Origin of the sequence: Pyxidicoccus caerfyrddinensis (genome assembly GCF_010894405.1) — a bacterium.
In the GTDB taxonomy this organism is placed as follows: Bacteria; Myxococcota; Myxococcia; order Myxococcales; family Myxococcaceae; genus Myxococcus; species Myxococcus caerfyrddinensis.
Genome location: NZ_JAAIYA010000025.1, coordinates 95,791 through 110,466 on the forward strand (window position 1 = coordinate 95,791; position 14,676 = coordinate 110,466).

The window sequence follows — 14,676 nt, forward strand, 5'->3', positions numbered from 1 at the left end:
CAGCCGGTGCCTGTGCCAGCCTTGCATTGCTTTGCAACACTTGCCGTCCCGCTCCGGCGGGCCTGTGCAACAGTTGCACAGGCTCGTCGGCACGAGCGGGGCATGTCGTCGCCGGTCCGGCGTGGGGTAACGTGGGGCCATGCCGGCTTCTGGCAAGGGTGAACGGCCTCGGGGCCCGACCACGGCGGATGGCTCGCGCCGCGAGATCCTGGCGACCGTCTCCGTTGCCGCGGAGAAGGGCTCCCAGGAGGCGGAGAAGACTCCGGCAACCCCACCCGCCCCGGACGCGGCCGAGGCGCTCCCCCTCTCCCACTGGGAGCGGTATGAGCTCCTCGAGCGGCTCGGCCGCGGGGGCATGGGAGACGTCTACAAGGCCCGTGACAGGCGCCTGGGCCGGCTCGTCGCGCTCAAGTTCATCCGTGGGGATGACCCTCGCAGGGCCAGGCGCTTGCTCCAGGAAGCCCGCGCGCTGGCGCGCATCGACCACCCCAACGTGTGCAGGGTCCTGGAGACCGGCGAGGTGGGCGAGAAGGCCTATATCGCCATGCAGCTCGTCGACGGGCAGCGGCTTGACCATGCCGCCGCCGGGATGTCCCCGCACGAGAAGGTGCAGGTGATGCGGGAGGTGGCCGCGGCGGTCCACGAGGCGCACCGGCTGGGCCTCATCCACCGGGACCTGAAGCCCGCCAACATCATGGTCACCCGGGAGGACGACGGGCGCTGCGTCCCCATGGTGATGGACTTCGGCCTGGCGCACGAGCTCAGCCAGGAGCACGGCCTCACCGAAAGTGGCGCGCTGCTCGGCACGCCCGCGTACATGGCGCCGGAGCAGGCCCGGGGCGACGTGCCGGCCATCGACCGCCGCTCGGATGTCTACAGCCTGGGCGCCACGCTCTACGAGCTGCTCGGGGGCATGCCGCCCTTCGTCGGCGCCACGGTGGCCGGCACGCTGGCGAAGGTGCTCCACGAGGAGCCGCCACCCCTGCGCGCGCGCGTGCCCTCGCTCGCGGTGGAGCTGGAGACCATCACCCTCAAGTGCCTGAGCAAGGACCCGGGCCAGCGCTACCCGTCCGCCCGGGCGCTCGCGGAGGACCTGGGGCGGTACATCGACGGCGAGCCCATCCTGGGGCAGCGGCCGGGCCTGCTCTACCGACTGCGGCAGCGCGCCCGGAAGCACCGGTCGCTCGTGGTCGTCTCGGCGGTGTCGCTGGCGAGCATCCTGGTGCTGGCCATCGTCGGCGTGCGCTCGTGGTTCAGGGCCCGGCACGCCGAGCAGCAGTCCACCAGCCGCGCGCTGCTGGCCGGCCAGCTGGGGCAGCAGATGAAGGAGATCGAGTGGTTCCTGCGCGCGGCCTACATGATGCCGCTGCATGACTCCCAGCGCGAGCAGCAGCTCGTCCGCGAGCGCATGGCGCAGATCTCCGCGCTTCCGCACGAGCTGGGCGCCCAGGGCGAGGGCGCGGTGCACTACGCGCTGGGACGCGGCCACCTGGCGATGCACGAGCTGGAGCAGGCCCTCCAGGAGCTGACGCGGGCGCAGGAGCAGGGCATGGACTCGCGCGAGCTGCACTACGCGCGAGGCCGTGTGCTCGGCGAGCTGTACCACCAGGCCCTGGAGGATGCGCGGCGCAAGGGGGGCGGGGAGTGGGTGGCCGAGCGGCAGCGGGTGCTCGAGCGGCAGTTCCTCGTGCCGGCGCTGGAGTCGCTCGAGCGCAGCCGGGGGCTCCAAATGGAGTCGCCTCGCTACCTCGAGGGGCTCATCGCCCTCTACCGCCGGCAATATGACGCGGCGGCGCGGGCGGCGGCCCTGGCCTCGGAGGAGGCGCCGTGGATGTACGAGGCCCGGAAGCTCGCCGGGGATGTGGCCCATGCCCAGGCGATGGAGCAACTGGAGCGGGGCGAGTACGACGCGGCGCGCGCCACCTTCCAGCTCGCCATGGGCCTGTACGAGAAGGCGCTCGCCCAGGGGCGGAGCGACGTGCGCAACTACGAAGCGCTCGCGGAGGTGTGGCTGCAGCTGGCGGAGCTGGACAAGCGGCAGGGGCGCTCGCGGAAGGAGGCGCTGGAGAAGGCCCTGGCGCTGGGGGACCAGGTCCTCCAGGCGGCTCCCCGGCGCGCGCGGGGGTACACCAAGAAGGCCTGGCTGCTGATGCACTGGTACCGGCTGATGAACTTCCAGGAAGGCGGCCAGGACCCGAAGCCCATCCTCGCCGACTGGATTGCGACCGCCGCCCAGGCCGCGAAGCTGGACCCCGGCGATGTCCAGGCCTATGACACCCTGGGCTATGGCCACTTCATGCGCGGGCTCCAGGACGCGCGCGAGGGCAGAGAGCCGAATCCCGCCTGGGACGAGGCCATCACCTGGCTGACGCGCGCGCTCGAGCTCCAGCCCGACTATCCGTGGGGGCTCAATGACCTCGCGCTCGTCTTCCGCTGGAGGGGCAACCATCAGCGGGAGCACGGCCAGGACCCGCGTGAGGCCTACGCGCAGGCCGCGCGCCATCTCGAGCAGGCGGTGCGCAGCGACCCGAAGTACCTCTTCGCGCACTCGAACCTCGCTGACCTGTCCACCGCGGCCGCCGCGTACCTCCTCTCACGCGGGCTCGACCCGGGGGCGGAGCTCCAGAAGGCGCGCGAGGCCGGCGCGCGGGCGCTCGCCCTGGACGGCAACTTCTACTCGGCGCTGAACCATGTCGCGCTCGCGGAGCTCCTCCACGCGCGGTATCTCGTCGCCGTGGGCTCCGACCCGCGCGAGGTGCTGGAGCGGGCGTCGCAGCACCTCGCTCGCTCGAAGAGCATCAACCCGGCCTTTGGACGGACGTACCTCTACCTCGCCATGGGGCACGAGCTGGAGGCGGTCCATGCGCTGATGGAGCGCGGAGAGCCCGGCTCCGGGCTCGCGGCGGGGCGGCAGGCCTTGCAGGAGGCCTACCGGTACGACCCGCGCTGCGCCGACTGCCACATCGCCGGCGCCCGGCTGGGACTGGTCGAGGCCACCTGGGCGGCGCGGCGGGGAAGGAGTCCCGTGCCAATCCTCCGGCAGGCGCTCACCGAGGCCCGCCGGGCCGTGGCGCTGTACCCCTACTTCGAGGCGCACCAGGAGCTGGCGCGGGTCTGCTGGCGGCTGTCCGAGGCGCAGCCGGCGGCCCAGGCGCTCCCGGCCATCACCGAGGGGCTGTCGCAGGTGGACCTCGCGCTCCGGCTCGCTCCGGACCTGGCAGAGGCCCACGCCGTTCGCGGGGGGCTGCTGCTGGGCCGCGCACGGACGCTGCCTGGCGCGGCGGAGCGCCTCGAGCTCATCCGCCAGGCCCGCGCGGCGCTCGCGCGGGCCTTCGAGCTCAACCCGCTCCTCCGGCGGGAGTACGAGGCGCTGGTGCTCGACACGGAGGCGCTGGCCTCCGGGCCATGAGGCCAGCGGCGGGCGCGCTAGGGCGTTGCCGGGCCCGTGGCGAGCTTTCCCCGCCGGCTCCACTCCAGGGGCGTGCAGGGCCTCAGGCCGTGGGTATTGGCGGCGGCGTGGAGCTCCGGCCTGCGGAGGTTCTCCGGGTTGAGACACACCGCGCCCTGGGGGCTCCAGATGGCCTCGGGACGCGCGAGCCGATCCCGGTTGATTCCGAGCTGGTCCCGCTTGTCGATGAGGGTGCCGCTCCGGGTGTAGCTCCGGGGATCGCCCTGCCCGACGAAGTAGGCGGCGCGCTTGGCCTGCATGCAGGAGCGGAAGAGGTAGTCGCGAGTCGGGTCGTCCCGGCCCGTGGAGGGATTCCAGGGGAGATAGCCCCATGCCAGGCAGGTGGCGACGGCGCCCGACTCGCAGCTCAGGGTCGTCAGGCTCAGGTTTGCAGAGTTGAGGACGACCGACGCCCGCAGGCCGTCGACCTGCCTTCCTCCCAGGAAGGTGACCGGCTCACCGTCACAGTGGGGCTGCCACGCGGTGGTGGTGGCATAGAAGAGCTTGTAGCGGGAGGGGCCCGTCGCGGCCGTGCCTTCGCGCGGGACGGCCTCCACTCGCAGGTGGTAGGGCTGCGGAATGTCTCCGATGTCGGGGTCATCAATGGAGAACGTGAGCTCCAGGCCGGCCAGGTCGGCGCCCCTCGCGGCGACCTCCTGCCTGTCGCGCGTGCGGTAGCGGATGACGAGCTCGGTGCCCTCGCTGCTGACGCTGAGCAGCTCCAGCGCATCGGCACTGCTGCCCGGGGTCCCGGAGCGCCGGCGGATGCCGACCCGGGTGTCGACGAGCCGGGTGGGGTTGCTCCGGTACCGGACCTTGAGCACGACCCCTTCGGGGCTATTGGCAAAGGCCTCGGGACAGTAGGCCAGGCTCCCCATGTAGCGGAGGCAGTAGCCCCAGCCCCCCGCGATGAAGATGCCTTGGCCGTTGGCGTCCGGGTCGCATTGGCCGGTAGGGCAGTGGACGGGGAGGGCGAGCGCGCTCCGGTCCACCTCACAGTCATCGCCACGGCAGGTTCCCACTGGCAGGGGCTCGGAGGAGTCCTGCGGTGGCGGCTGCGAAGGGCCGGAGTCCTGCCTGCGCGCTTCGGACGAGAAGCACCCGCTGCTCCCAGCGGCCATCAGCACCGTCATCACCCAGCCGAGCCATTTCCTCTTCTCCATTGCCGAACCTTCCTGAACGATGGCGAGGACTCGAGCAGCCCCGCCGTGTCGGGGTGCCGCCGCCTTCACCGGTGGTGGCTCATCAGCCAGAACCATGCCAGCGGTGGAGCAGGTGCCGGCCACCCGTCACGGGGCCGTGCCCCCACCGCGGGAGGAAATCCTGTACCGCTTGAGCTTGAAGGCGAAGGTCCTCAGCGGCATGCCGATGAGCTGTGCGGCGCGCGTCTGCACTCCGCCCGTGGTCTCCAGCGCCTCCAGGATGCGCTGGCGCTCGAGCTCGTGGACCTCCTCGGCGAGGGGACGGAAGGTGCGGCGGGGTGGCCCTGGGGGCGTGTCCGCGGCAGCGTCCTGTCGTGGCTGGGGAGGCTCGGGCTCCGGCGCCGGGGACGCGGCCGGGGCACGGTAGAGGGGCTCGGGAAGGTGCGAGGGCTCGACGATGGGGCCAGGGCAGGTGGCGGCCACGTTCTCCATGACGTTCTTCAGCTCGCGCACGTTGCCGGGCCAGCCGAAGGCGCCGAGCGCTCCCATGGCGGAGGCGGAGAGCTGCGGCGGAGGGCGGCCCGCGCGCTGGCAGGCCTGCGCCAGGAAGGCGTTGGCCAGCAGCGGCAGCTCGCGGGGCCGGTCCCGGAGAGGAGGCAGCATCACCCGCGCCGCCGAGAGGCGGTAGTACAGGTCCTGGCGGAAGCGGCCGGCCTGCACCTCCTCGGTCAGCACCCGGTGGGTGGCCGCCACCACGCGGACGTCGACCTCACGCTCTCGCGAGCCTCCCAGGCGGGTGATGCGCTGCTGCTCCAGTGCCCGTAGCAGCTTGGCCTGGATCTCCAGGGACAGCTCCGCCACCTCGTCCAGGAAGAGGGTGCCGCCGCTGGCCTGCTCGAACACTCCCTCACGGGCCCGGTCCGCGCCGGTGAAGGCGCCCCGCTCATGGCCGAACAGCTCGCTCTCCGCGAGCTCCCTGGACAGCGTGGCGCAGTTGCGCACCACGAAGGGGCCACCCGCCCGGGGAGACCAGTGATGGACGGCCCAGGCCGCGTTCTCCTTTCCGGCCCCCGTCTCCCCGTGGATGAGGATGTTGATGTGACTGGCCGCGAGACGGCGGAGCTGGTTGAAGAGCTCCACCATGATGGAGTCCGCCACCAGCACGGAGTGGGTGCCCAGCCGGAGCCAGTGGAGGCCCGGTCCGCTGACGCACAGGTGGCCCGGCTGCGCCTTCAGTGCCGCGGCCTGGGCGGCGGCCAGGAGCGCCTCGGGGTTCAAGCCGTCCTGAGGAGCGGTGACCAGCCCCGCGCGGACCTGGGACACCCGCGGCGAGAGCACCTCGAGGAGTCCCCGGGCCACCTCCTCGGCCTCCTCTCCCTCGAGCTCGGGGAGGACGACCATCAGCGAGGTCCCCACCTGGGCGACGAGGTCCATGGGCCGCAGCGCATCGCTGGCCGCGCGCACCAGCTCCGCGGGAGGAACGCTGGAGACTCCGAGCTCCAGCGCGCAGACGCTCACCGTGCGCTCGTAGCTGCGTACGCGGTCCAGCTCCTCGGCCAGCCGGACGCGCAGGGCCGCGGCATCCAGCGCGGGCCGGGCGTGCTGCTCCTCCTTTCTGTAGGGAAAGACGAGGATGACGTTGCCAAGCGCCACCACGGCTCCACTCTGGAGGAGCTGCGGGCCCCGCACGCTCCGGCCGTTGACCTGGATGCCATTGTGGCTGTCGAGGTCGGCGATCCAGGTCTCCCCCTCCTTCACCGTGATGCGTGCATGCTCGCGGCTGACGGAGAGGTCCTCGACGCGGATGTCCGCGCTCGAAGAGCGGCCGATGAGGAGCGTGCCGCTGCGTGGCAGCAGGCGGAACTCCGAGGAGTCACCCTCCAGGACGAGCAGGGACCCGCGCTCGTCAGGAGCTGCCCTTGACCGGGCATCCTGCGTCTCGATGGAGTCGGAAGACGCCATGGGCGGGCACATTGCCCGCGGACTGCGCAGCTGGCAAGGCGTGGGCTCGCTCGCCGCGAAGGAACCGCTGCATGAGCCCGCCGGACGGAGTCTCGCCCGTCAAGAGCGCGCGCTGGGGATCGTCGTCGTTTGCAGCGTCGGCTCGGACACTCCCAGCGCCTTGGCTGCTCCTGCAAACGTCCCGCCCGAGAGGCTGTAGTGCAGGCAGCAGAGCACACCTTGCCGAGGAGCGTTGAGGCTGGCCACCCGGGTGCGCACCCATGGGGGATGCCTCCCGAAAACCTGCTCCCCGAGCCCGCCTGGGTACACGACGCCGACTTCATGCACGTGTACCCGCTGGGGGCCTGCGGAGCTCCCGCCACGAATGACTTCCAGAGCGTGCCCGCCGCGAGGCTGGACCGGCTGCTGCCGTGGCTGGACGCGTGGGCCGCGCTGGGTGTCAACGCCGTCTACCTGGGCCCCGTCTTCGAGTCGTCCACGCACGGCTACGACACGGCGGACTACTTCCACGTGGACCGGCGCCTGGGCGACGACGCTGCGCTCGCCCGACTGGTGGAGGGGCTGCATGAGCGGGGGATGAAGGTGGTGGTGGATGCCGTCTTCCACCACGTGGGGCGGGCCTTCTGGGCGTTCCGCGACGTGCGCGAAAAGGGCGAGGCGTCGCAATACCGGAACTGGTTCGCGGGCCTGCGCTTCGGCGCGCGCAACCGCTTCGGCGACCCGTTCGTGTACCAGGGATGGAATGGCGTGGAGGAGCTGGTGAAGCTGGACCTGCGCCAGGACGCGGTCCGCCGGCACCTCTTCGACGCCGTGGCCCACTGGGTGCAGCGCTTCGGCATCGACGGCCTGCGGCTGGACGCCGCGGACTCCATCGACCTGGACTTCTTCGACGGGCTGCATGCCTTCTGTGCCGGGCTGGAGCGGAAGCTCTGGCTGATGGGCGAGGTCATCCACGGCGACTACCGCAATTGGGTCCGGCCCGGGCGGCTGCACTCCACGACGGACTACGCGCTGTGGAAGGCGCTCTGGTCCAGCCACAACGACAGGAACTACTTCGAGCTGGCCCACACGCTGAAGCGCCAGTACGCCGCGGGCGAGGGGATGTACGAGGCGCTCACGCTCTACACCTTCGCGGACAACCACGACGTGAATCGGGCCGCGAGCCTCCTCAAGGAGTCCCGCCATCTCCCGCTGCTCTACCTGCTCCTCTTCACGCTGCCGGGCATCCCGTCGCTCTATTACGGCAGTGAGTGGGGCCAGCAGGGACGCAAGGAGGGTGGTGATGACCGGCCGCTGCGTCCGCCACTCCCCGAGCCGCCAGGGCCTCCGGACCAGCCGCCTGGGCTGCGTGCGGCGATTGCTCGCTACGCCGCGCTCCGGCACCAGCACGAGGTGCTCCGGCGCGGACGCTACCGGGAGTTGCTCGTGCGCTCCGAGCAACTCGCCTATGCGCGGGAGCTGGGGACCGAGAGCGTCGTCGTGGTGATGAACGCCTCGGACAAGCCTTCCGACCTGGTGGACCTGGCGATGCCGGGAGGCGTGGAAGGGGAGTGGGTCGACCTGCTGGAGCCGACGCGGCGGTTCTCGCTGCGGGGAGGCCGGCTCTCGTTGGGCGTGTTGCCGCCCACGACGGGCCGGGTGCTGCGGCGGGCGTGAACGGCTAGCGAGCCGGCGCCTGGGGGCCGGCGGGCGGTTCCACCGGGGCGATGCTCACGGACTGGACCCGCAGGGCGTCGCCGCTCCGGGTGATGACGAAGGTGGCGCGGGACTTCCGCACGTGCTCGTCCCGGTGCTGGATGACGACGAATACGCCGGGTGCGATGGCGCGGACGGCCTCGAGGTCCGTCCGCATGGCGAACATCTCCGGGCGCCCCTTCTCCACGAGCCACTGGAGCTGCTGCTGGAGGGCGGCCCTGCCCCGGAACCAGGTGCCGGCGCGGTTCACGAAGTCGGCGTCCTCGGCGAAGTGCGCGAGGTACGCCGGTACGTCGCGCTGCTGCCAGCGCAGGTCGAGGTCGGTCATCAGGGCCCGGAGGACCTTTTCATCCTGAGGTGACAGCGCAGGCGAGGGCTGGGTCATGGCGGGCGTCCGGGGTGCCGCGTGCGTCGGGGAAGGGCTGGCTCCCAGGAGCAGCGGGCCGAGAAGGAGGAAGGGCTTCGCGTTCAGGTTCATGCGCAGCCTACGCGGCCCTTCCGGGGCTCATTGCTGTTGCGGGTGTGAAGAAAGGTGAAGGCTCCAGCGCTGCTACTGCGAGGTCCAGCGCACCTCGGCGGCCGTGAGCGGCCCCACCGCGAGCTCGTCCAGGCTGTTGGGCAGCCGGCCCACTCCGGCCTCCAGCGGCACCTCGCCCACCATCACCTCCGCCTGCTGTTGCGGCAGCACAGGCGCGAGCTCGGGGGCTACCAGTCCCTGGGGCAGCATCGCGTGGCCCTGGGCATCGTACTTGTCCGTGGCCCCCAGACAGTGCAGCAGCTCGTGCGCGAGCGCGGTCAGGGCCAGCGTCGTGTCCACCCCCTGCACCAGCGCCCGAACGAGACCCAGCTCGCCACCGGTGGCCCCCACGCCTTCCGCGAAGGTGCCGGACGTGCCGGACTCCACGACCACGTACATCCGCGCGTCATAAGCACGCGGCTCCAGGTCCACCGTGGCGTCCAACAGCTCGAGTGCCCCTTGCAGCGTGCGCGCGTAGCGCAGCCGCGCAAGCCACCCGGAAGAGGAGGCCTCGGGCCAGGGCAGCGGCACCTCCGGGTGGACGGGGCCGAACACCTGGAACTGTACCGGCTGCTTCAGGCCCTCGGGGCGGTAGCGCAGGTGCTCGCGCGCGAACCAGGCCTCCAGGCGGGGCATGCCGTCACGCAGGACCTGGGCCGCTTCGTCATCCTCCCCGAGCATCACCACCGCCACTCGCAGTGGCCGCGTCCACGTGGTGCGCGCATCGCGCTGCCGCTGCACGGAGAAGCCCCAGACGAGCGCCACGCACAAGCCCGTCAGCAGCACCGCCACCCGCATGCGCTGGAAGCGGCGCGCGCGCGCCAGGCGTCCCTCACAGGCGCCGCAGCGGCGCGCCCCTCGCGCAAGCACACATACCGCACAGATGCGCGCCCCGCACACCTCGCAGGGGCCCTCGTCCTCGAGCGCCGGATGCTCCGCGCACCGGCTTCCGGAGGCCGGAGCCTCGAGCACGCTCCCGTCCGCCCCTGTCGCGCGCAGCGTTTCCAGAAGGCGCTGCGCCGCGTCCAGAGGCAGGCCCCGCGGGAGCACACGAGGCGCGGCGGAGAGCAGCAGGGCCGCATCCGCGCGGGGGATGCCGAGCGCACGGGCCAGAGCGAGTGCCGCGGTTCCCGAACGAGGCCCGGCTTCCGGAGCGCGCAGCAGCTGCACGCGGTGCGTGGAGGGGGACATGCGCCGCCCATTCTGCCCCGGAGTCCAGGGCGCCGCACGCTCCCCTGTCGGAGCAACCTGCTCGTGCTCTACCTGCCTACTCCTGAGCCCCGCTCATCTCCAGCCGCCGTACGGGACGGTGATGGCTTCCATGTAGTGACCGGAAGGGTCCTGGAAGTAGACCCCGCGGCCCCCGTCGTGGGTGTTGATCTCCCCGGGATGGTGGCCTCGCGGGTCGGCCCAGTGCTGGATTCCCCGGGCTCGAATCTTGGCGATCAGCGCGTCGAACACGTCCTCCGAAACGAGGAAGGCGTAGTGCTGGCCGGGGAAGTCATCCGGGGTCTGGATGTAGTCGAGCGTTGCTCCATCCGACAGCTTGACGGCCAGGAAGTGTCCGAGGGGTTGCGGCTCGGGGAGTCCGAGAAGCTCGGCGAGAAAGTGCGCGGAGCGCACCTTGTCCTTCGCGGCGACGATGGTGTGATTGAAACGAACGGTCATGTCACAGGCTCCATGCGGAACCACCGGTATCCGTAGCCCTCCAGCGTCACACGGTGCCGGCCACCCTTGACGGGCTGCGAGTGCGCGTCCGACAGCGCATGGACGAGCCGCGCCGGAGGCCCACCGGGATTGAAGCTCACCTCGCACGCCTTGCCGGACAGGTTGTGCAGCGTCACCAGCGTCTCGTCCTTCCAGTCATAGCGCAGCGCGAGCACGTTCTCCGGCTTCACGCGCAACAGCTTCCACGCGCCCCAGCCCAGCTCGGGACACTCCTTGCGCATGCGCATCATACGCTCCATCCAGTTGAGCATCGACGCCGGGTCCCTGCGCTGCGTCTCCACATTCACGCGCGGGTAGCCGAAGGCGCCCTCCGTCACCACGGTCCGGAAGGGCTCGGCCGCGCGGGTGAAGCCCGCGTGTGGCTCGTTGGCCCACTGCATCGGCATGCGCACGCTCGCGCGCTCGTGCTGTGACAAGTCTTCGCCCATGCCCAGCTCGTCGCCGTACCAGAGCACCGGCGTGCCCGGCAGGGACAGCATCAGGCTGAAGGCCAGCTCCAGGCGGCGACGGTCTCCGGACAGCATGGGCGCCAGCCGCCGTCGCAGTCCGCGGCCGTAGAGCTGCATCTTCGGCTCCGGGCCCAGCTCCGCGAACACGCGCTTGCGCCCGGCGGCAGGCAGCCGGCCCAAATCCAGCTCGTCATGGTTGCGCAGGAAGTTGGCCCACTGCGCGGTCTGCGGCAGGCGCGGCGCGGAAGCCAGCGCCTCCGCCAGCGGCTTGGCGTCCTCCGTCACCAAGGAGAGGAAGAGGTTCTGGTTGGCGGCGAAGTTGAAGACCATCTGCATGCGGTCCCCATCCGCGCCGAAGAAGTTCATCACCTCGTCCATGGTGACGTTCGCCTCGGCCAGGAGGATGGCGTCACCGGTGCGCCACGAGAGGAACTCGCGCATCTCGCTGAGCAACTGGTACGGGTCCTTGATGCCGTGGTTCTTGAGCCCCTTGAGCTCGATGAGGAAGGGCACCGCGTCCACCCGGAAGCCGGACACGCCCAGCTCCAGCCAGTAGCCCATCACCTTGAGCAACTCCTCGCGCACGGTGGGGTTGGACACGTTCAGCTCAGGCTGGAAGGGGAAGAAGCGGTGGAAGTACCAGGCCTTCGCGTCCCGGTCGTACGTCCACGTGCTCTCCTGCGAGCCCGGGAACACCATGCCCTTGTTCGCGTCCTTCGGCTTCTTGGCGGACCAGACGTAGAAGTCGCGGAAGCGGCTGTTCGGGTCCTTGCGCGCGGCCTGGAACCAGGGGTGCTTGTCGCTGGTGTGGTTGACGACCAGGTCGATGATGACGCGCATGCCGCGCTGCTTCGCGTGGTGGGTGAACTCCACGAAGTCCCCCAACGAGCCCAGCCGCGGGTCCACCCCATAGTGGTCCGTGATGTCGTAGCCGTTGTCGCGGTTGGGCGACGGGTGGAAGGGCATCAGCCACAGGCAGGTGACGCCCAGGCCCGCCAGGTAGTCCAGCCGCCGCTGGAGCCCGATGAAGTCGCCCACGCCGTCGCCGTTGCCGTCCATGAACGTCTCGACGTCCAGGCAATAGACGACGGCGTTCTTGTACCAGAGGTCCTGAATCATCCTGTCTCCCGGGACGGGAGGGTGGGGTCTCCGCGCGGAAGGCGGCACCTCGACGTGCGCGGTACGTGTGCCAGCGCACAGCCTGGAGGCCCGGGCTTCCATCAGCGGACACTCGCGAGCACGGCACGCTCGCGGCGGCGCTGGCGCGGCTCCAACTTGCGCCGCCACATGCTCACCGTCGGTTATCACGCCTCACACGAGCAGTTCCCCCCGAGCGAGCTGCTGCGCCTCGTGCGCCAGGCGGACGCGGCGGGCTTCATGGCGGCGCTCAACTCCGACCACTTCCACCCGTGGAGTGAGGCGCAGGGGCAGAGCGGCTTCGCCTGGAGCTGGATGGGCGCCGCGCTGGCCACCACGAAGCTGGCGAGCGTGGGCGTGGTGAACGCGCCGGGCCAGCGCTACCACCCGGCCATCATCGCGCAGGCGCTGGGCACGCTCGCGGAGATGTTCCCCGGCCGCGCCTGGGCGGCGCTGGGCAGCGGGCAGCTCGTCAACGAGGGCATCACCGGCGAGCCCTGGCCCGCGAAGGACCAGCGCAACGCGCGGCTGAAGGAGTGCGTGGAGGTGATGCGCGCGCTCTTCCGGGGCGAGCGGGTGACGCACCGGGGGCTCGTCACGGTGGAGGAGGCGAAGCTCTACTCGCGCCCCGTGAAGCCGCCGCTGCTGGTGGGCGCGGCGATTACCCCCGAGACGGCGGAGTGGGTGGGAAGCTGGGCGGACGGCCTCATCACGGTGAGCAAGCCCCCCGCGGAGCTCCGCAAGATGGTGGACGCTTTCCGGCGCGGCGGCGGCGACGGCAAGCCGATGTTCCTCAAGGTCCAGCTGTCATGGGCCCGCGAAGAGGCGGCGGCGCTCCAGGGCGCGATGGAGCAGTGGGCGCCGAACATCTTCGCCAGCTCCGTGCTCACGGACCTGCGGCGGCCCGAGCAGTTCGAGGAGCTCGCCAAGACGGTCCAGCCCAGGGACATGGAGGCGCACGTGCGGATCTCCTCTAGCCTCCAGCGCCACGTGGACTGGCTGGCGGAGGACGTGCGGCTGGGCTTCAGCCACCTGTACCTGCACAACGTCAACCGGGGGCAGGACGCGTTCATCCAGGCTTTCGCGGAAAAGGTGCTGCCGGCGCTGCGCTCGGTGTGAGTGCCGCGACGCCGTGCGGCACGTGTATCCCGCACACGGAGTGGCGGACGCGGCGCTCGAAGTGTGTCGGTTGACGCTTTCGGTCCGCGGGCGTCTGCTGGGAGCCATGTCCGAGCTCACTTCTCCCGCGGCGCCTGCCGGGAGCACCATCGAGGCCCGCCCGGTGGCTGCGTCCGAGCGGGTCACCCTGCTGGACGCGCTGCGCGGCTTCGCGCTGTTCGGGGTCTTCCTCTCCAATGCCATCACCTGGTTCAGCGGCCGGACGCTGCTGCCCCGCGAGCAGGCCCAGGCGCAGGCAGCGCCGCTGCTCGAGGTCATCGTCAACTCCGTCTACCAGACGCTGGTGAACCAGAAGTTCATCACCATCTTCTCGTTCCTCTTCGGGCTGGGGTTCTCCATCCAGATGTCCCGGGCCTCGGCGCGGGGCGGCTCCATCGTCCCGCTCTACTCGCGGCGGCTGTTCATCCTGCTGTGCATGGGCGTGGTGCACCTGTTCGGCATCTGGATTGGCGACATCCTCCACACGTACGCGATGGTGGGCTTCCTGCTGCTGCTCTTCCGCGCCCGCTCGAACAAGACGGTGCTGGTGTGGGCGGTGGCGTTGATGGTGGGGATGTCGCTGCTGCTGCCGGTGCTCCAGCGCTACGGGCCGGTGCTGCTGCACGGCGCGGACGCGGCGGCGGAGCTGGCGAAGGCGTCCCAGGCCGAGGAAGCCGCCCACCGGGCACAATTGCTCACGGCGCTCTCCAGTGACTCGCCGTTGACAGGGATGGCGGGGCGCGTGACGTACTACGTGGACACGTTCTTCCGCATCAACCGCATCAAGTGGTGGGGCCTCATCCTCGCGCGCTTCCTGTTCGGTCTGCTGGCGGGACGGCTGCTGTTGCTCCAGGACGTGGAGAAGAACCGCCCACTGCTCCGCCGGATGCTCGGCTGGGGATTCGGCGTGGGCGGGGCCATCAGCATCGCCGGGCTGGTGATGACCCGCATGCGCGCCATGGGCCTGCTGACGTCCCAGGACAGCGTGTGGCAGTTCATCATCAACAACCTCCAGGAGATTGGCTTCCTGGCGCTGGGCGCGGGGTACGTGGCTGCCTTCGCCCTGCTGTTCCAGCGCGAGCGCTGGCAGCGGATGCAGGGAGGGCTCGCGCCGGTGGGGCGCATGGCGCTCAGCCAGTACCTGCTTCAGTCGGTCGTGAGCGTGTGCATCTACGACGGCTGGGGACTGGGGCTCATCGGCAAGCTGCCGCCGTCGCGCGTCGTCGCCATCTGCTTCGTCGTGTTCGCCGCGCAGGTGGCGCTCAGCCACTGGTGGCTGGCGCGCTTCCGCTTCGGCCCGGCCGAGTGGCTCTGGCGCTCACTCACCTACGGCCGCGCGCAGCCCATGCGCCTGGCGGCGGGAGAGAAGGCGGCGGACGCCGCGGCGTCATGAGCCGGTGGTTCGTCAGGAAGAGAAGGAGTGAGCGCGCCCGAGTGAAC

Annotated in this window: 10 protein-coding genes; 4 read left to right on the forward strand and 6 right to left on the reverse strand. The window is 70.8% G+C overall.

From position 1 onward, the window contains the following. The first annotated feature begins 139 nt into the window (after nucleotides 1-139). On the forward strand, nucleotides 140-3,409 hold the full coding sequence (locus tag G4D86_RS54010) for a serine/threonine-protein kinase (protein WP_163999880.1): 3,270 nt from the start codon (nucleotides 140-142) through the stop codon (nucleotides 3,407-3,409). 17 nt (nucleotides 3,410-3,426) lie between these two features. Here the strand turns inward: G4D86_RS54010 and G4D86_RS41285 are convergent, their stop codons facing one another. Together G4D86_RS41285 and G4D86_RS41290 are read right to left on the reverse strand one after the other, a co-directional pair. Beyond that, the gene (locus tag G4D86_RS41285; RefSeq protein ID WP_163999882.1) at nucleotides 3,427-4,611 is read right to left on the reverse strand and encodes an ADYC domain-containing protein; all 1,185 of its coding nucleotides are present in this window, start codon (nucleotides 4,609-4,611) and stop codon (nucleotides 3,427-3,429) included. Between the two features lie 126 nt (nucleotides 4,612-4,737). Beyond that, nucleotides 4,738-6,552 (reverse strand): sigma 54-interacting transcriptional regulator, encoded by a 1,815-nt coding sequence (locus tag G4D86_RS41290; RefSeq protein ID WP_163999884.1) that lies wholly within the window; start codon nucleotides 6,550-6,552, stop codon nucleotides 4,738-4,740. A 267-nt stretch (nucleotides 6,553-6,819) separates the two neighbouring features. Between G4D86_RS41290 and G4D86_RS41295 the strand changes: the two genes are divergently transcribed. Continuing rightward, nucleotides 6,820-8,208, forward strand: a complete 1,389-nt coding sequence (locus G4D86_RS41295; RefSeq protein ID WP_163999885.1) for an alpha-amylase family glycosyl hydrolase — start codon at nucleotides 6,820-6,822, stop codon at nucleotides 8,206-8,208. Nucleotides 8,209-8,212: 4 nt separating this feature from the next. On the opposite strand, the gene G4D86_RS41300 is transcribed toward G4D86_RS41295, so the two are convergent. The 4 genes from G4D86_RS41300 to G4D86_RS41315 all read right to left on the reverse strand — a co-directional run bounded on the left by G4D86_RS41300 (nucleotide 8,213) and on the right by G4D86_RS41315 (nucleotide 12,060). Continuing rightward, nucleotides 8,213-8,725: a YybH family protein gene (locus G4D86_RS41300; RefSeq protein ID WP_163999887.1), complete on the reverse strand. Its 513-nt coding sequence runs from the start codon at nucleotides 8,723-8,725 to the stop codon at nucleotides 8,213-8,215. A gap of 72 nt (nucleotides 8,726-8,797) precedes the next feature. Beyond that, the gene (locus G4D86_RS41305) at nucleotides 8,798-9,955 is read right to left on the reverse strand and encodes a hypothetical protein (protein ID WP_163999889.1); all 1,158 of its coding nucleotides are present in this window, start codon (nucleotides 9,953-9,955) and stop codon (nucleotides 8,798-8,800) included. Between the two features lie 93 nt (nucleotides 9,956-10,048). Beyond that, the gene (locus G4D86_RS41310; RefSeq protein ID WP_163999890.1) at nucleotides 10,049-10,432 is read right to left on the reverse strand and encodes a VOC family protein; all 384 of its coding nucleotides are present in this window, start codon (nucleotides 10,430-10,432) and stop codon (nucleotides 10,049-10,051) included. Continuing rightward, nucleotides 10,429-12,060, reverse strand: a complete 1,632-nt coding sequence (locus G4D86_RS41315) for an alpha-amylase family protein (RefSeq protein ID WP_163999892.1) — start codon at nucleotides 12,058-12,060, stop codon at nucleotides 10,429-10,431. Before G4D86_RS41315 ends, G4D86_RS41310 begins: the two co-directional genes overlap by 4 nt. A 168-nt stretch (nucleotides 12,061-12,228) precedes the next feature. Between G4D86_RS41315 and G4D86_RS41320 the strand changes: the two genes are divergently transcribed. Together G4D86_RS41320 and G4D86_RS41325 are read left to right on the forward strand one after the other, a co-directional pair. Continuing rightward, nucleotides 12,229-13,197 carry a TIGR03885 family FMN-dependent LLM class oxidoreductase gene (locus G4D86_RS41320; RefSeq protein ID WP_163999894.1) on the forward strand — a complete coding sequence of 323 codons (969 nt, stop codon included), beginning with the start codon at nucleotides 12,229-12,231 and terminating at the stop codon, nucleotides 13,195-13,197. Nucleotides 13,198-13,303: 106 nt separating this feature from the next. Continuing rightward, nucleotides 13,304-14,629 carry a DUF418 domain-containing protein gene (locus G4D86_RS41325; RefSeq protein WP_163999896.1) on the forward strand — a complete coding sequence of 442 codons (1,326 nt, stop codon included), beginning with the start codon at nucleotides 13,304-13,306 and terminating at the stop codon, nucleotides 14,627-14,629. Nucleotides 14,630-14,676: the final 47 nt, after the last annotated feature.